This is a genomic window from Williamsia sp. Y853 (assembly GCF_056786495.1).
In genome coordinates, this window is record NZ_JBXCJC010000005.1 from 63,697 (window position 1) to 80,529 (window position 16,833).

At 62.4% G+C, this 16,833-nt stretch carries 13 protein-coding genes; 5 read left to right on the top strand and 8 right to left on the bottom strand.

Annotated elements, in window-relative coordinates; all coding sequences use genetic code 11:
- Positions 1–17: 17 nt before the first annotated feature.
- From AC1TPF_RS24880 to AC1TPF_RS24895, 4 genes are all read right to left on the bottom strand, one after another.
- Positions 18–434, bottom strand: a complete 417-nt coding sequence (locus AC1TPF_RS24880; RefSeq protein ID WP_482145620.1) for a DUF427 domain-containing protein — start codon at positions 432–434, stop codon at positions 18–20.
- Between the two features lie 65 nt (positions 435–499).
- Positions 500–1,330 carry an acyl-CoA thioesterase gene (locus tag AC1TPF_RS24885; protein WP_482145709.1) on the bottom strand — a complete coding sequence of 277 codons (831 nt, stop codon included), beginning with the start codon at positions 1,328–1,330 and terminating at the stop codon, positions 500–502.
- A gap of 305 nt (positions 1,331–1,635) precedes the next feature.
- Entirely contained in the window at positions 1,636–2,571 is a 936-nt protein-coding gene (locus AC1TPF_RS24890) for an aldo/keto reductase (protein ID WP_482145621.1), read from the bottom strand.
- Positions 2,572–2,585: 14 nt separating this feature from the next.
- A complete protein-coding gene (locus tag AC1TPF_RS24895; RefSeq protein ID WP_482145622.1) occupies positions 2,586–3,410 on the bottom strand; it encodes a sugar phosphate isomerase/epimerase family protein in 825 nt (274 codons plus the stop codon).
- Between the two features lie 172 nt (positions 3,411–3,582).
- On the opposite strand from AC1TPF_RS24895, the gene AC1TPF_RS24900 reads away from it, so the two are divergent.
- Positions 3,583–3,975, top strand: coding sequence for a VOC family protein (locus AC1TPF_RS24900; RefSeq protein ID WP_482145623.1), 393 nt, complete (start codon positions 3,583–3,585; stop codon positions 3,973–3,975).
- A 336-nt stretch (positions 3,976–4,311) separates the two neighbouring features.
- Here the strand turns inward: AC1TPF_RS24900 and AC1TPF_RS24905 are convergent, their stop codons facing one another.
- Positions 4,312–4,800: an FBP domain-containing protein gene (locus AC1TPF_RS24905; RefSeq protein WP_482141624.1), complete on the bottom strand. Its 489-nt coding sequence runs from the start codon at positions 4,798–4,800 to the stop codon at positions 4,312–4,314.
- Between the two features lie 1,778 nt (positions 4,801–6,578).
- Here AC1TPF_RS24905 and AC1TPF_RS24910 point away from each other — a divergent pair.
- Positions 6,579–8,093, top strand: a complete 1,515-nt coding sequence (locus AC1TPF_RS24910; RefSeq protein WP_482145624.1) for a Mur ligase family protein — start codon at positions 6,579–6,581, stop codon at positions 8,091–8,093.
- A gap of 388 nt (positions 8,094–8,481) precedes the next feature.
- Here the strand turns inward: AC1TPF_RS24910 and AC1TPF_RS24915 are convergent, their stop codons facing one another.
- Entirely contained in the window at positions 8,482–9,111 is a 630-nt protein-coding gene (locus AC1TPF_RS24915; protein WP_482145625.1) for a DUF1353 domain-containing protein, read from the bottom strand.
- Between the two features lie 109 nt (positions 9,112–9,220).
- Positions 9,221–10,153 carry an MBL fold metallo-hydrolase gene (locus AC1TPF_RS24920; RefSeq protein WP_482141632.1) on the bottom strand — a complete coding sequence of 311 codons (933 nt, stop codon included), beginning with the start codon at positions 10,151–10,153 and terminating at the stop codon, positions 9,221–9,223.
- Between the two features lie 362 nt (positions 10,154–10,515).
- Here AC1TPF_RS24920 and AC1TPF_RS24925 point away from each other — a divergent pair, with 362 nt between their 5' ends.
- A complete protein-coding gene (locus AC1TPF_RS24925; protein ID WP_482141634.1) occupies positions 10,516–12,633 on the top strand; it encodes an oxidoreductase in 2,118 nt (705 codons plus the stop codon).
- A gap of 80 nt (positions 12,634–12,713) precedes the next feature.
- On the opposite strand, the gene AC1TPF_RS24930 is transcribed toward AC1TPF_RS24925, so the two are convergent.
- Complete coding sequence (locus AC1TPF_RS24930) at positions 12,714–13,142, bottom strand: Ltp family lipoprotein (RefSeq protein ID WP_482141635.1); 429 nt, start codon at positions 13,140–13,142, stop codon at positions 12,714–12,716.
- A gap of 806 nt (positions 13,143–13,948) precedes the next feature.
- On the opposite strand from AC1TPF_RS24930, the gene AC1TPF_RS24935 reads away from it, so the two are divergent.
- Together AC1TPF_RS24935 and AC1TPF_RS24940 are read left to right on the top strand one after the other, a co-directional pair.
- Complete coding sequence (locus AC1TPF_RS24935) at positions 13,949–15,598, top strand: ammonium transporter (protein WP_482141637.1); 1,650 nt, start codon at positions 13,949–13,951, stop codon at positions 15,596–15,598.
- 168 nt (positions 15,599–15,766) lie between these two features.
- Entirely contained in the window at positions 15,767–16,738 is a 972-nt protein-coding gene (locus tag AC1TPF_RS24940) for a glycoside hydrolase family protein (protein ID WP_482141639.1), read from the top strand.
- Positions 16,739–16,833 lie beyond the last annotated feature (95 nt).

Consider the following 16,833-nt stretch of genomic DNA (forward strand, 5'->3'; position numbering starts at 1 on the left):
CGACGGTAGGAAAGCCGCTATTTGCCTGTCGCCGGCGGACGCCACGACACCGCAGGATGCGCCTGCCCCACGCGGACGTCGACCGAATCCTGGTAGAACGCAACGTATCCGCGGAGTCGTATTACCTCTTCGAACGGGGTCTCGTAGCTCCAGCAGATCGCGGAATCGCCATCATCGTCGAAACGCCAGTGTGTGGCTTCACCTTTGAACGGACAGCGACTCTTCGTATCGGGGTCGCGGGTCAGCTCGACGTGAATGTCGGTGCGGGGGAAATAGAAGACCAAACCATGGTCTTGCTCGTCGACGAGGAGAGAGCGGGACGTCTGCGCCAGCGGTCGACCACCGACAGACGCCGTCACGACATTTCGGCGGGCGAGGATGTCCACGCGATAGTCGGGTCTGTCCTTGAAGGCGCTGATGTGCTGCGTTGTCATATGGGCTCCTGGGGAAAGGAATGGCAATGCCGATCACAGGCGGGATCTGCGAATGTGTCTGCGGTTCACAGTCGCTTCGCCGCTGGAATGCCGGCGTCCGTAGATCTGATCGGCCGGATGATGGCTTCCTGGGTGAAGGAGGCCAGCAACTCGCCGGCTTCGGTATGCACCTGGCCGCGCACGTAGGTCATCCCGGCACCGACCTGCGTGCTCTCATGTGAGTAGAGAATCCACCCGTCCCACGCCACCGGCTCGTGGAAGCCGATGGTCACGGTCATCACTCCCGTGGATACGGTCTGATGCGCCTGGCTCGTGCCGATCCCGGCGTGCGCCCGCATGGTCGTGGCAACCGACAGATGGCCGGTGAAGTGCGCCAGCAATGCCTTCGCCAGGTCGTCGCGGTCGGGGATTGGGTCGTACTTGAGCCACGCGTATAACTCGGGTGGACCCACCTCGTCGGGGCTGTTGACGTCCGCGACGTCGACGAGGCGGACTTCGCGTCCGGTCATGGGCATGTCACGCCAGTTGGACTCGGCGGGTGACGCCACATCCGGGCGGGGAGCCGAGTGTCGGATGATGTCTTCTGTCGGTACATCGGCGAGCACCGACACCATCGCGCATCGCCGGCCGCCCTGGCACACCGCCACATTGGCGCTCGCCATCGATCGGCCTTCGTGGATCACGTCCACCTCGAACTCGGCTGGAACTGCGGCATCGACAGGTCGGGTGAAGACCGCACGGGCCGACCTGATGGACTTGCCGGGAAAACGCTTGGCGGTCGCCACGATCGCCTGGGCGAGCAATTGCGTGCCGTCGGCCACCTGTCGCGCCCCGCCGTCGCTGGTGCCGGTGAACCGGTCGGGCCCCGCCTCCTCGACATCGAAGATGTCGAGCATCCGCTCGACGGACGACTCGGTGAAGTCGGTCGTGGATTCCGTAGGTGCCACTGTATTGGTCCTTAACTCGCGGTCTAGATCGAGAGGAAGCTGCAGTCGAGAAGCAACCTACCAGGCCACTTTTGTTGTGTGGGTACAACTTCTGCCTTGGTCAACAGCGAACGGATCGCCTGGCCCACAGAAATCTCCGGGTACGGGGGTGCCCGAGGGCACCCCCAGCCCGACTCAGACTGCCGCTATCGAAGGTGGGAACGTCGTGGAAGTTCAGGTTTCGTGGGTGACTGGTGTCGGCGGAGTTGTCGGTTTCAGCCGACCGACGAGATGCTGTCCAGCCGATCTAGTTCGGCTGCGGTCAAAGTGAGATCGACAGAGGCGAGTAGGGCATCGAGTTGTTCCGGGATACGGGCGCTGGCGATGGGTGCGACGATCGTCGGTTGTTGCCTCGTCCACGCGAGGGCAACGGTCGCGATCGCGACGTCATGGGCCTGTGCGATGGTGTCGAGTTCGGCGACCACCGCGAGCCCGTCGGCGCTGAAGAACCGGCCTGCCAATGGTCCGCGTTCCACCCCTTCGAGGTCTGCTTCGGTTCGGTACTTGCCGGTGAGGAATCCGCTGGCCAATGCCCAGTACGGAAACACGGCGAGGTCGAACTTCTCGGCGAGTGGCCGCATCTCTGCCTCGAAGCCTTCACGCGCTACCAAACTATAGTTGGGCTGTAGGGCAATAGGTTTGGCGAATCCGTTGTCCTCGCACACCGACAGCCACTCGGCTGCCCGGTCTGCGGAGTAGTTCGAGATCCCGACATGTCGGATCTTCCCCGACTGGACCAGGGCATCAAAGGCGGCGACCGTTTCGACCAGCGGTGTTTTCGGGTCGTCGTAGTGCGCGTAATAGAGGTCGACGTAATCGGTGTTCAGACGTATCAGTGAGGCCTCCGCGGCCCGGGCCACGTTCTCTGGAGCCAGACCAAAGGTCTCCGTCCGCAGGCCGACCTTGGTCGCGAGGACAACGTCGTCGCGCCGTTCACGTTTCTGGAACCACTGCCCGAGAATCGTTTCCGAGTCACCGTCGGTCTTGCCGGGCTGGGTGTAGCTGTCCGAGGTGTCGATGAAGTTACCGCCTGCTGCTACGTAGCTGTCGAGCACGGCGAAGGAGGTTGCAGGGTCGCTGGTCCAGCCGAAGGTGTTGCCGCCCAAAGTCAGTGGGTAGACATCGAGATCCGAGGCGCCGATACGCGTCATCTGTGTGTTCTCCGTCATTTGATGTGATCGATCTGCGCGAGCATGTTGCGGGTTGCTTCCAGGGCCTTACCGAGCTGTGCAGAGAGTGGCACACCCGCCTGCATCGCCGAGCGAATGGGCAACTCGAGGCTGATGACGAGGTCGCGGGGCAGGGCGGCGAGGATTTCGCGGAGCGGTAACTCGCCGGTTCCCGGACACATCCGCTCGAACATGGACTCCTCCATGTAATTGCCGATGACCGGGACCAGCGGTGCGTCACTGAGTTGGACGTAGCCGATGAGGTCTGGATCAACTGCGGCGAGGTCATCTGCGCCGGACCCGGACCTGACGAGGTGCATGGTGTCAACAAGGATCCGGAAGTCCGATCTGCCAACAGCTTTGACTGCGTATAGGGCTGTGTTCAGATCACCAATGGTTGTCCCTGGACTGAACTCGACCGTCGTCTCGATCCCACTCTCGGCTGCCATCTCCGCCAGGATGCCGAATTGATCGATACTGCGGCTCAGATCTGGGTCGAGCGAGACGGTGTTGACCCGGGCGACCCCGAGTTCGGCCATGAACGCCAAGTCAGTGGATTTGTCTCGGATGTCCATGCCGCCACGAACCGACATCCCCTCGCCGAGGGATATCGTCACCCCCCGGTCCCGCATGGCTGCGCGCATCTCCCGCCGCAGAGCGGGCTCGTCGCGCAGTGAAAACGGTGGATAAAAGGGTGGGTCGTAAGGGAACGACGTCAAAGCCGACGAGATGTGACGGCAGCCGAGGTCTGCCGCCAGCTCGATGTGTTCGACGGGCGGCAACCCGAAGACGCTGAGCATCTCGATTCCTAATCGCTCCATTGCCTTCTCGCTTTCGATGGGTCCCGACGAACTCCCTGGGGCCGAGTAACTGTTCCGGCTTGGCGAGCATCAAGAATCATGTTCTGAAATTGCAGAATATCATTGTCGACTGTGGAACTGTTGCTCTTGCGTCGCTCCTTCCGTGCCGGCGCGAGCCAGGGATTGGAGCCACATGGTGTTGGACCGGATCGAGATCGGGCTTGTCAGCGCCGATGACGCCCTCGTGAACTTCTATGCAACCGTCTTCGAGATGGACAGGCTCGAAGTCACCGAAGCAGGTTCGGGAACGGTGCACCGGCTCGGGGCGGGCGGCACGGTCCTCAAGGTGATGGTGCCCGCGCAGCCGCCGACGACGGTCGAACCGGCGGGCTCGTTCCTCGCTGCAACCGGTTTGCGATATCTCTCGTTCTACGTCGCAGGCGGACTCGACGAACTCGTCGAACGTGGCATCGCCGCCGGTGGTCGGTTGCAGATGGGACCGATCGAGATCGGTCCCGCGCAACGACTTGCGTTCTTCTCCGATCCCGACGGAAACACCTTGGAGTTGGTGGAGGGACCCGGCTGACCCGGTGTGGGGCTCGGCCCCACGCTTACGGGTGGTTTGTCCGGGCCCACCCGATCAGTGCACGCAGCGCGGGTCCGCCGCCGTAGTTGTCGTCGTTTCCGGATGTCCCCGTCGCGGCGGATTGACCACGGTGTCTCCGATCGTGCTGCCGACGCCGACCACTCGGGGCCATGGTTCGTCGCTCCACCACCCCCATGCGGGACCGCCTGACTGACCGCGCCGATCGCGGCGGCGAATCACATTCCCGATCCGGACGTCATCAAGGTCGGCCAGATACTCCGAATTCCCGACCTCTGATCCGGCGCGTCACCGTTCCCGAGCACCCCGGGATGAGCTCTACCCCTTGAGGACTCGACGGGCGAAACCGGATAGGTGTATTCGGAGGGTCGTGATGCGCTGTTGCTTCACGATCTCTGGATCGTCGCCGCTGAACATCTTCGGTTGACGTGCCCGGGCGTTCGCGGAGCATTGAAAATGCGTGCAGACCAAAGTTCCGACGGTGTTGCCGTTGCGTCCGGACGTCCCGGCAAGCTTCGCACTGTAAAACGCCACTTCATTGGGTAACTGGACGTCCTGACAGAACGAACACAGCGGACGTCGGTGCGGCTGGCGACCACCGAGTCTGAGCATGATGCCAACCATCTCATCGTCAATCGGGATGACCATATAGCCGGCCTGAATCAATTTCGGATCCCGCCAGCCGAGAAAATCTATTTCGTTCCAGTCGATCTCATCGAACTTGGAAGGAAGTGTCAGAGCTTTGCGTTCGCGCACGGATGCGTTCACGAGAGAATTACGGACCTGTTGGTCGGTCAAGGGTTGCATGAGTGTCCTGGTCAGTGTGTATTCGCCGATGGGTGTGGCAGAGCCGACGCGGGCCTTGGGAATGGCACACGCGTCTGCGGGGCGACGAAGTCAGATGTTGCCGACGATCACGCCGGCAACCTCCTGACGCCCATCGGGCGACGACATCGGTAGGTACACGACGAGCAGGATGCCATATGACCGTCCGGAGGACAAGCGGATTCATAGTCGCTGCGCAGCTTCCCACGCCGGTTTTCTTCCCCTGCCCACGAGGGTGTGTTGTAATCGTTGTCGGTGACCCCACGCCCGACGGCGTCGTCTGTCGGTTCTCCCAGCGCGTGGGGATACATGTGAGTCTCGTTATTGAGGACGCGATCCTCGAACAGTTCGTATTTGGGTCGATGACCGTTACGCAGGTGGACAGTATGCGTCGCATTGTTCCTTCTCGCCGCGACGCTTTCGACCAATTCCTCCGCCGGGCAACCCAATGCGCGGTTGGTGAGGGCACCTGGGACACATTCGTCCTGGGAAGTCGGCAGTATCTGAGGATCATGGACGGTTGCTTACGCGAGGTGCCGCCGCTCATTCCGCCTGACGTATCCGAATTGGTCGCGGAGGTTATGTCGCGATTCCGAAGGAAGGAGCGCGCCGAGCCGGTCTTGGAGGGGTGCCAAGAAACCACCGAGTATCAAAAGTTGCTCGGTGAGGAACTGATGTTGGCGCTGGGTGGCGACCACGGAGACGGCGTGAATGCCGCGGGCACAAGGGCATACAGCAAGATGATGTCGGCGCGAATCGGTGATGGTTTCGTTCATCCGGTCGTCGGGGGCCATCTGTGGAGCGATATTCCCGCGGCGCCGTGTCCGGGCTCTGATGGCGGCCGGCATATGACCGTTCTGCCTCAGATTGCCGCGTTCGTTGATCAGTGGAGGTCGACTCCGACAGATCGGCCACGCTGTGAGCGGCTCATTCTCGACCGTGCCCACGCCCGGGGTTGGCGCACCATCGACATTCCAGGCGGCGGCGATCGCACAGCCGGGTGGTACGCGTATCAAGCGAGGAACGAACATTGAGTCAGCGGAAATACACGCTGGACATGAGATACGTTGCCACACTGGGTCGATGCCAACCCTGCAGCGTCGTTGCCCGAGCGAAACGCAGCATTTGCCATGGGTCTTCGGATAGATCCGTACCTCCACCAATGACAGAGCCGCTGACCGTGAGGTCAGCGGCTCTGTACACAGGGACGATGCCCGTCAAAGCGCCTCTCGGCGATAGGCCGCTCGCGGCGGCAGAGTGTAGGACCCGGGGCAATGAACCGGGCACCGTCGACTGCTACAACCGCGACTGCCGGGTATGTATTCCATCAGTGGATTACCCCGCGCGGATCTGGCACGAGCCGCTAACCCTTAGGTCAGCGGCTCTTGTACAGAACGACGGTGCCCGTCAATGCGCCTCTCGGCGGTAGGCCGCTCGTGGCGGCAGAGTGTAGGACCCGGGGCAATGAACCGGGCACCGCCGGTGTTTGCAACCTGCACTGGGCGGCGTGTATTCCATCTGGACCGGGTTGTATATGTGACGTGTCCGACCCCGGTTGGTTTGCGATGATTCGAGGGTGGGTAACGCTCGCTGATGAAACAGCCGATGACACCGCGAGCACGCGGCGGGATCGACGCTGGAGTTTTGATCGGCCTTGCGACTCGAACATTCGCTTTTGGTTTCTCACGGCGCCGTAGTGCGACTGTGGTGGCCGCCTTCCCCCTGTCCATTTCGAATACGGTCGAGCCGGTCTGCATTCGATGAGTGAGCTCACCGGCCATCCCTCCGCAGCGTCTGCCGCGGGTGCAGAGATCACGGTTTCGGCTCTGGCCGGGTTCCTGGGTGCCAGGCTTGTTGGCGACCCGGGTGCGGGTCGCGCGGTGGTGCGGGACGTCGGTGACGACTCACGCACGTTATGTGCGGGTGATGCCTATGTCGCTTTCCGCGGCGGGCGCTGGCATGGACTGGATTTCGAACTCGAAGCCCGGGCCGCCGGTGCGGTGGTCGTGGTCAGCGACCGGCCGTCTGCGGTGCTACCGAGCGTGATCGTGGACGATCCGCGAGCAGTCGTCGGTCCGCTGTGTGCCTGGTTTCACCGCACGTGCACCGCTGAACTACGGGTCTTCGGGGTCACGGGCACCAACGGAAAGACCAGCACCGCACACTTTCTCGACGCTGGGCTCGATGCCGCCGGGGAAGCGGTGGGGCTGATCTCCGGCGCCAGAATCAGGGGACCGGGCTGTGATCTGGTGCCCGAGCGCACCACACCCGAGGCGACGACGCTGCACCGAACACTGGCTCACTTTCGGCGCGAGGGTGTGACCGCGTGCGCGATGGAAATCTCCTCTCACGCCATCGATCAACGGCGAGTCGATGGCATCCGGTACCGGGCGATGGCTTTCACCAACCTCGGTCGTGACCATCTCGACTACCACGGCACGATGGAAAATTACTACAGCACCAAAGCGGCCATGTTCATCCCCGAGCGCGCCGACAAAGCGGTGGTGAACATCGACGATTCCTACGGTGCTCGTCTGGCTGCCACCACAACAACCCCCGAGGTCTGGACGTGTTCGACCGGCGACCGGGCCGCCGATGTCTACGCCGACGGCGTGTCATCGACCGCGACGGGTTCCCGTTTCGTCGCGCATACACCGAATGGGCAGGTACCAGTGCGGTTGCAGGTACTGGGCCCGCATCAGGTCAGTAATGCGCTGGTCGCACTGACCGCCCTTGTCGCCGACGGTGTGGACACTGTTGTTGCGGTCGAGGGCATCTCATCACTGCACGCCATACCCGGTCGTTGCGAACCGGTCCACGCCGGGCAATCGTTCACCGCCATCGTTGATTACATGCACAACACCGCCGGTCAACAAGCGTTGCTGCCGTATCTGAGGTCACTGGCGAGTGGCCGTCTGATCGTGGTGGCCGGCGCCACCGGGGGCCGCGATCGCAGCAAACGGCGGCCGCTGGGCCGGTACGCCGCGATCCACGCGGACCTGCTCATCATCACTGATGAAAGCCCGGAAGATGAAGACCCCGCCGTCATCCGGTCAGAGGTCCTGTCTGGTGCCCGCCAGGCACACCACGCTCGCGTGGTCGAAGAACCCGATAGGCGGACGGCCCTCGACCTGGCGGTGGCGGCCGCGGGTCCGGGCGATGTGCTGGTGGTGGCCGGCCGTGGCAGCGACACCGTTCAACGGTCCGGCGCGAATACCGCCTATTTCGATGATCATGCGCAGCTCCACCACGCAATCACCAGCGCCGGTACGTGATGTATCGGTGCGGGACGAACTGAGGCATCCGCTCGCGTCATCGCAGGGGTTTCCCTCAGGGCCGAGTTGGGTATGAGTCAGGAGATACGCCGCAATTTTTGCGGTACCGGCTGTTCGGCGCGGTGGGCAGTCGACGCTGGAAGGTGGATAATTGTCTGAGAAGGATCGTTCAGAAAGTCGCACAGATCTTGAAAAACTAGTCGACGATCTCGAAGACAAACACGTCAGCGTCCCGGACCCCGCACAAGAGATAGACCCAGCCTCTGCGACCCACGACGGGACCGACGACATCGCTGACGAAGGTGCCGGCACCAGTGAACCTCCCGACTAGTCGCGGTCCCGGATGCCGATGCGGCGCGGGGGCATCGGGTATCGCGCTGACCGCAGCTCAGGTATGACTACTGAATAGTGGCCTGTTCAGTGGTTTGTCGGGAGTGCGGCCAATGGCCCTTTTCGCGGGTCGGCCGATACGCAGTACGACCCATGCCGTTGTCTCGTAGATGAGAAATAGCAAGTAGGACAAGGTAATAGCGATTACGGGACCCAATAATACCGGTAGCGCCACGATTGAGGTCACCAGTACCAGGGGCGCATCGCGCCACCAATCCTTCAGCCCGCCGGTGCGGAACTGGGTGACCGAACCCCATCGCACGCCGGCCCACATCACCCAACGTTGCAGAAACGGGACGCCGTCCTCGCGCATCACGCGGCGGAAGATTCCATCGGCGTCTCGCCAAGAAAAGTCGGTCTTTCGTGCGCGGGCCGCCAGATGATCATGCAGAATCGCTGCCCGGGTGTAGCGACCGTAGCGCGGCAGGAACCACGCGAAAACTCTTGGTACGGAGGCGAAATCGGTCTGAAACCCTGGCTCGACGTAGAAATGTTCGCCGCGTCCGCCGGTGTACTCGATTGCGTTGACCGTCTTCCAGAACTTCCAGGGGTCTGAGTTGATGATCAGCTTTCGCTCGTCAGCGGTCAGCTGACGGACCGTGATCGGCGTCGCAGGGGTCGAGGCCATGGTTTCACTGTGGCACTGTCCTTTTGTCGGTGTGTCGATTTCGTCCTATCTCGCGCCGACGAATCACTTCGCGCTCGGACCTGCCCGAGCCCGCATCCACCCAGGTGACTCATTCCCGGTGGCCACGGTCTGGGCCATCTCGTGGGTCGAGTAGCGGCGCAAACGGATCGCACCAGGTCGATGCGGGGGCGACGGCGATTTCGACGCCGTCTGCCTCGGCACGATCGCGTAGGAATCGGGCGGTCGATCGGAGGTCGTCGACCAGACGTGGCATCGGCAGCATCGGCGCAGTCAGCGGTCGCCAGAAACGGTCCCAGTGCACTGGCACCACACGGCGGGCGCCAACGGCTACGACGGTTTCATTCCAGTAGCGCCGACGAAAAGCATCGTCTTGCCTGCCCAGTAACCCGACGCCGAGGAAGATCACATCCGCGTGTAGTCCGGCCAGACAATCCGGGCGATAGTTGGCGCTACCGTGAACGATCACGTCGCCGGCCGGGTGGGCGAAATGCGCCGAGTATGTCTCTCCGGTTCGGAACCGGCCGGCCCTCGCAGGCGGAGTCAACGGCCCCGAGATCTCTCCCGGGCATCGGTCGCCTGGACTGTGTTCGCTTTCTCGGATCGAGAGGGTGAAATCCCCGTAACTCAACGGCAGTTCGGGGTTGGCAAGTTTAAAACGGTCCAGGTCGAAACCGTAACCGCTGGCGATCTCCTGTGTGGAGTGTGAGCCGACCAAGTCAGCGTTGAGTATTGTCGCGACCGTCGGCGCATCGAGTGCGTGGTCGTAGTGGGAATGCGTCACCACGACCGATGCCGCATTTGCGATACCGAGCCCGGCGAAGGTGCTCGCGATGATCTGGCGATCAGGGCGTAGCGCTCCGAGCGCCACCCGGGCGATCCGCGGCCTGGTCACGAACCCATCAGTGAGCACCGTGGTGTGCTGGTCGCGCAGCACCACGCTGGACGTGCCGAGGAACGCACACCGCATTGCGTTGGTATCGGAGGTGGACGCGAGCTGTGGGAACTGGTCGGGCATTGTCATGTGCACCTCACGGGAACGGATTTGCCGTTCTACAGCCACCGCGCCGCTCCTGTCGTTTCCACCGTCGCGGTGTGACGTGCATCAGTCTCGCGAGTTGGTGAGATGTGGAACTCAAATCGATACGGTATCGCATTGAATACACAGGCGATCCGTGCCAGGCTCATGCCGCTGATCGAGCAGTTACTCGCCCAGGTTGGGCGTGTGATCACCGATCGTGCGGCGTTGGGCCGACGTTTTTCACACTGTTCGTCGGGCACTACACACGGTAGAAACTGCGTCCGCGGCCAACTTGGGTGCACGCGAAGTCTCGATGATTGGGAACGCGGCGACGAACCAGTGCCCTCGAGATCTACTGTCTTCGGGTGACGATCCGAAGCCAGACCTTTCCGCACCTGCTCGCACCAGGCACCATCGGCCCGATGACGGTTCCGAACCGGGTGGTGCTGCCTGCCATGGACATGAACCTGTGTGAAGACGGGGAAATCGAGAAGGGCGATATCGACCACTTCGTGGCCCGCGCGGCCGGCGGCACCGGGCTGATCATCACCGGGTGCTGCGCCGTTGCCTATCCGGTCGGATGCGCCAGCACCAAGGAACCCGGTCTGTCCGAAGATCGGTTCATCCCGGGGCTGAAGGCACTGGCCGATGCCGTCCATGCGACCGGTAGCAAGTTGTGTGTGCAGATGACACACCACGGCAAGGTGGCGCGCATCGACACGATTGAGGAGCGCCCGCTTCTGGTCCCCTCGACACCGGGCGGTGCGCGCGATATGTCGGCGCTGGCCGACAACACACCTGAAGAACTGAAGAAGATGGCTGCTGTATCCGGCGGCAAGCAGGCCACCTATCACGAGGCCACCCAGGACGACATCGACTGGTTGGTGCGCTGCTTCGCGGAGGCCGCGGGACGCGTGAAGGCTGCCGGCGGCGACGCTGTCGAGATTCACTGCGCTCACGGCTACGTCCTCGGTGGCTTCTTGAGCCGCGCTGACAACAAGCGCACCGACGGGTACGGCGGATCGCTCGAGAACCGCGCGCGGTTGACGTGCGAGGTTATCCGGGCGGTCAAGGCGGAGGTCGGCGACTCGTTGGCGATTCTCGTCCGCGTGGCCGGCCGAGAATTCGGTGAGGATGACGGCCTCACCACCGAGGAAGCCGCCCAGGCTTCTGCGTTGTTCGAGGCGGCAGGCGCCGACGCCATCCACGTCACCGGCTGGGGTCGTAATCCGTTCTCCAACTTCACCGATGGACCGCTGCCGGACAAGATCGGCGCATATATCGATCTGGCGGGTGAGGTGAAGAAGGCCGTGTCGGTTCCGGTGATCACCGTGGGCCGCGTGCTCCCCGAGGTCGGTGAAAAGGCAATTGCCGAAGGCAAGGCTGATTTCGTCGCGATGGGCCGACAGTTGCTGGCCGACCCCGAACTGGTGTCGAAGCTCAAAGCCCAACAGCCTGAGCGCATCCGCCCCTGCATCAATTGTTATGTCTGCGTTCAGGAGAACTTCTGGGACGCGACGCCGCTGTGCGCGGTCAATCCTGCGCTGGGCAACGAGACCTTGCTCCCGTTCGTGCGAACGGTGGCCCCCAAGCACGTCGTTGTCGTCGGAGCGGGTCCGGGCGGCCTCGAGGTCGCGCGTGTGGCCACCGAACGTGGACACCGAGTCACTGTGTTGGACAAGTCTGATCGCCTCGGCGGCACTTTGTGGTTCTCGAGCCTGACGACGCCCGACAACCAGCGACTACTGAGGTGGCTGAAGGCGGAGGTCGAGCGCCTCGGCGTCGATATCCGACTGAAGACCGAAGCCACGGTTGCATCGATCAAGGCACTCAATCCCGACGTCGTCGTCCTGGCCACCGGCGCGGTCCGTGACCGCCCCAGTGTTCCAGGTGGCGATCTGCCGCACGTACATACGGGGGATACCCTGCGTGCGTTGATGACCGGGTCCGGTGACGTCTCCCAGGTGCCGTGGTTCCTGCGGACCATGGGCCGGTTGGGCAAGCTGTCCGGCATCACCAAAAGCCCCGCGGCGATCAGGACCGTCACCCGCACGATCCTGCCGATGGGCAAAGATGTCGTTGTGATCGGTGGTTCTCTTGTCGGACTGGAGCTTTCAGAGTTCCTTGCCGAGCGGGGCCGCAACGTCACGTTGCTCGAGGAGGGGCAGCAACTTGGTGTGCCGATGGCGATGCCTCGGCGTTGGACCGCTGTCCGGCACGCAAACGAGAAGGGTGTGAAGATCCACCGCAACGCGTCGGTGCAGCGAATCACGAAGGAGCACGTCGAATTCCGCGTCGGCGACAAGTCGATGACGGCACCGGCTGACATGGTTGTCGTGGCCTCGGGCGTATCGGCCAAGGCGCCACTCGCCGACGCTCTGATTGGTTCTGTACCCGACGTGCACGTAGTCGGTGACGCGGTGAGTGTCGACTACATCGAGGGTGCGATCCACACTGCGTGGCAGGTTGCGACGGCTCTGTGAACACCGAGGAGGAGAACCCGCGGCATTCACTTGTATTGGATGTACGAGGAGCAAGTGCCTGAGACGTTTGGGCCGGACCATCAGTACGCTGCGTTGGCACCGTACTCGGCCTGAGGGCTCGTGAAGCCTTCGTACTCCAGTTGCTCGACCAGGCCTGACTTGGAGAACGACGTCATCTCGATGTACTGCTCGGCGGACCGGACGGCGTTCCGCTGACTGGAACTTATCTGCGGCCTGGCCGGGGCAGGTGCGACTTCTGGGGTGTCCACAGGTGCGGGTGCCGGTACCGCCACTTTGGTGGATGTCGGGGCGGGAGCTGCCGGTGGTGCGACAGCGGTGGTGGCCTTCGAGTCGTCCTCGCCTCCTCCGCAGACGATACCTACGATGGCCAGCAACCCGACGACTCCAGCAATAATCCACGGCCACTTCTTCGCCTTCTTCGGCGCAGGCTGCAGATATTGAGGCTGTGAGTACTCGGGCGGCGACGGCAGAACAGGTGGCACGGACATGGCTGTTCTCCTGTATTGAGGTTGATCGTCTCGGGTTCGAGTACGAAAGGGTCCCGAAGGCGTCGCTAGTGAATGAAAGTGGCCGAATCAGGTTTGCTCGCTGTGGTTTTCAGCTTCAGAGTGGGGAAGCAGTGCCGAGCGGTGGACTTTGCAGCACCAAACACTTGAATGAATCTCCACATCTACCTTTGCCCCTCGCTGAAACCAGAACGTAAAGCTTCGCTTAGATAGAGATCGGATAGACCACAGGCACTTAGCGGAGCCCTCTTTGGCGTGTGGAGGTTCAACATCCCGAGCCGACTTCGATAAAGGCTCGAGTTCAGCCACCAAGCAAGTCTCGCAATTCCGCAACCGATGGTTAATCGTGCGCGTAGTGTCGATTCGGATCGCAACAGTCGCCTTTCAGCAACGAGCCGAGACTGCCTTGCGTGCAGCGAACGACAGTGGACCGGATCGGCGTCACGATCGGAGGTCGCGATGCGTGTTGACCCTGCGAGGTCGTGGTCCTCGCTGATTTCCAACCACGGTCCCCTGCGCTTTGTCGAGACCGAGTGCAGTGGCTCCGGACAGGCGGGCTCTTCGGGTTCTGCGCGAGCTCATCGTGGTGGCGCTGGGCATCGTCTTCTATTCGCCAGGGTGGCGAATTGCCGGGTTCGCAGCGCCCTGAGCGGGTTTCACGGTCATCATGCACGCGACGTGGCTCTTCCTGATACCGCACGAACAATTCCGGCGTATCCGTATCTTCCCCCGCGAACCAGAGGTTCCCACGAAAGCCGATCCACAGTAGGCACACGGAGGTAAGTCCGATGACATCGACGACGCTGGCCGAAACGGCAACGATCAACAGCGGCGACACCGCGTGGGTACTGGTATGTGCGGCCCTTGTGTTGTTCATGACACCGGGTCTCGCATTCTTCTACGCCGGCATGGTCAGCCGACGCAACACCCTGGCAATGCTCCAGCACAACATGGTGGCGCTCGGGGTCATTACTCTGACCTGGTTCTTCTTCGGTTACACCTTCGCGTACGGCAACGATCGGGCCAATGGATTCATCGCCGACTTCAGCTTTGTCGCACTCAAGGACATCGCCGAGGCACCTGACCCGAACCTCCATGCGGTGACCGGGACGGTCGCGATACCGACACTGGCATTCTTCGCGTATCAGTTGATGTTCGCGATCATCACCCCCATATTGGCCACCGGTGCTGTCGCCAGCCGGCTCAAGCCTTTCGGCTGGGCGGTGTTGATCGCGATCTGGTCGGTGATCGTGTACGCACCGGTCACCCATTGGTTGTGGGCGCCGACGGGATGGTTGACAGAGCGCGGAGCTCAGGACTGGGCCGGCGGAATTGTCGTTCACTCAACAGCAGGCGCGGCCGCGCTGGCGCTGCTGATCGTTCTCGGACGACGCAAGGTGTGGCCCGACAGGGCGCCGTTGCCACACTCGATCCCACTCGTCATCGTCGGTGCGGGCATTCTTTGGTTCGGTTGGTTCGGGTTCAATGCCGGAGATAGTCTGCAGGCCAACGGAGTTGCGGCTCAGGCGTTGGTCAACACTCAGGTGGCGGCGGCAGGTGCGATGGTGGTGTGGCTGGTGATCGAGCGCTTCCGCGAGGGGCATGCGACCGTGCTCGGCGGGGTGACCGGCGCGGTGGCGGGCCTGGCGACCATTACTCCCGCAGCCGGTTACGTAGACACATACGCGGCTGTCATCATCGGGGTTCTCGCCGCAATAATCTGTCAAAGCGCGCTCGGACTCAAGGACCTCGCCCGTCTCGACGATGCACTCGACGTTCTCGCAGTTCATTTCATCGGCGGCATCCTGGGTACTCTCCTCGTCGGATTCTTCGGTGAGAAAGCGATCAATTCGATCGGCCGTGACGGCGTCTTCCACGGCGGAGGGTGGGGGTTGCTGGGCGAACAGGTCATCGCCCTTGCCTCGGTCATCGCCTACGCGTTTGTGCTCACTCTCGTGATCGCAATCGCGATCGAGAAGACGATCGGACTTCGCGTGAACCCCGACGACGAAGAACACCTCGATGAGGTCCAGCAGGGGATGTCGGCGTACACCGATGACCCGGTTCTGCCGATCCCCACCGGTGACCCCGCCGCCACCCCCGTCGCAGCGCGACCGGTCGTTACCGGTGAGGGGCTCTATCTCGTTACCGCAGTCATCACTTCTGCGGGTACCGAAGGTGCGGAGCAGGAGGTACTCGCCGCCGGAGCCCGTCGCGCCGTGGTGTCAGAGGTGTTCATCACCTCAGCGACCCCGGTCGACCATAAGGTCCGGGGGCAATCCCGCAGGGTGACGATGACGCCGCGGGTCCGCCTCGAGATCTTGACTCCCGCACAGTCGCTCACCGATGTGCAGAAGGCTCTGTCGGACCTCGGTGATGGCCTCGTCGAGATGATCGTCCTGCCGGTGTCAGACGTGCAGGGGCCGGTACCTCGATGAGCAGATGGTTTCGTTTCAAGGTTCGGAACTGACAGTGGACGGCTCTTGAAATTTCGGTCGTGAACGTCTGCCGATCGAGTGCTTGTTGGGGTTTGTGAATCACGCAGTGGGGGAGAGGTATTCAGTGGCTGTTCTCGCAGGATTTGGTTTCATCGGAAAGACGCATCAATGATGCCGACCAGACGAACCTGCTATTCGGCCATGTCGATGGTGATGCTCGCGGTCGCGGGTTTGCTGGTCGCTGTCCCGGGGAGCAGTGGTGCCGCACCGCCCGCCTGGCGATACACGATGGTGGCGTTCAGCAACACCAGCGACCGGGACATGGACGTGTACGAATCGGGGGACGCCACTCAATTCGAACCCGTCCGGTTTTCGGCCTATCGGCCCCCGTCCGGGGTTGTACGTGACCCGAGCATCTTTCGGCATACAGACGGGTTGTATTACCTCACCTACACAACGGCCGACGGGGCGAATATCGGCTTCGCGCGCAGCAGTGACCGCAGCAACTGGACGTTCCTGGCGTCCTACCCGGTCCCGTTTTGTTGCGCCTTCATGCCAGGCACCGGTGCTGGTACAGGTCCTGCGAGCCCGCCGGGCTCCTCGGGGTCGGCCGGATTCGAGGACGGACCGTCGTTGTCGCCGTTTACCACGAAAGCCTGGGCGCCTGAATGGTTTGTGGACGGGGGCCGCGTCAACGTCATCCTGTCGATGTCGACCGGTGGGGGATTTGTGCCGTATCTGATGACGGCGCTGGAACCATCGCTGCGGTTGTGGGGCCTGCCTACTCCGCTCGCCGGAATCGGTGCGGACCACATCGACACCACCGTGGTCAAGGTGGGATCGGCCTATCATGCGTTTACGAAGAACGAGACGAAGAAGGTCGTCGAGCATGCGGTCGCGCCGTCGGTGACGGGACCCTATTCATTTGTCCCACCTGGTAATTGGGGCTCGCTGGTGGAGGGCCCAGCCGTGGTTCAGTTGCCAAACGGTTCCTGGCGGCTATATCTCGACGCCTATCGCGAAGGAAAATATCTCTATTCCGACAGCAGCGACGGGCTGCGCACCTGGTCGCCCGTGCAAGTGCTTCCCGGCCTTTCCGGGAAGGTGCGCCATTTCGGTGTGATGAGAGAGCCGGCATAACGACGGCTGGTGACGGTCACGTCGTCAGCAATCGCCAGAATCCCGACGATCTTTCACTGTGGCAGCGTCCCTCCGCCGGCACCGCGTTTCATCCG

Bases quoted from the DNA above. Each gene is read 5' to 3' on its own strand.
- AC1TPF_RS24880 (WP_482145620.1), bottom strand. From the start codon at position 434: ATGACAACGCAGCACATCAGCGCCTTCAAGGACAGACCCGACTATCGC.
- AC1TPF_RS24885 (WP_482145709.1), bottom strand. From the start codon at position 1,330: ATGCTCGACATCTTCGATGTCGAGGAGGCGGGGCCCGACCGGTTCACC.
- AC1TPF_RS24890 (WP_482145621.1), bottom strand. From the start codon at position 2,571: ATGACGCGTATCGGCGCCTCGGATCTCGATGTCTACCCACTGACTTTG.
- AC1TPF_RS24895 (WP_482145622.1), bottom strand. From the start codon at position 3,410: ATGGAGCGATTAGGAATCGAGATGCTCAGCGTCTTCGGGTTGCCGCCC.
- AC1TPF_RS24900 (WP_482145623.1), top strand. From the start codon at position 3,583: ATGGTGTTGGACCGGATCGAGATCGGGCTTGTCAGCGCCGATGACGCC.
- AC1TPF_RS24905 (WP_482141624.1), bottom strand. From the start codon at position 4,800: ATGCAACCCTTGACCGACCAACAGGTCCGTAATTCTCTCGTGAACGCA.
- AC1TPF_RS24910 (WP_482145624.1), top strand. From the start codon at position 6,579: ATGAGTGAGCTCACCGGCCATCCCTCCGCAGCGTCTGCCGCGGGTGCA.
- AC1TPF_RS24915 (WP_482145625.1), bottom strand. From the start codon at position 9,111: ATGGCCTCGACCCCTGCGACGCCGATCACGGTCCGTCAGCTGACCGCT.
- AC1TPF_RS24920 (WP_482141632.1), bottom strand. From the start codon at position 10,153: ATGACAATGCCCGACCAGTTCCCACAGCTCGCGTCCACCTCCGATACC.
- AC1TPF_RS24930 (WP_482141635.1), bottom strand. From the start codon at position 13,142: ATGTCCGTGCCACCTGTTCTGCCGTCGCCGCCCGAGTACTCACAGCCT.
- AC1TPF_RS24935 (WP_482141637.1), top strand. From the start codon at position 13,949: ATGACATCGACGACGCTGGCCGAAACGGCAACGATCAACAGCGGCGAC.
- AC1TPF_RS24940 (WP_482141639.1), top strand. From the start codon at position 15,767: ATGATGCCGACCAGACGAACCTGCTATTCGGCCATGTCGATGGTGATG.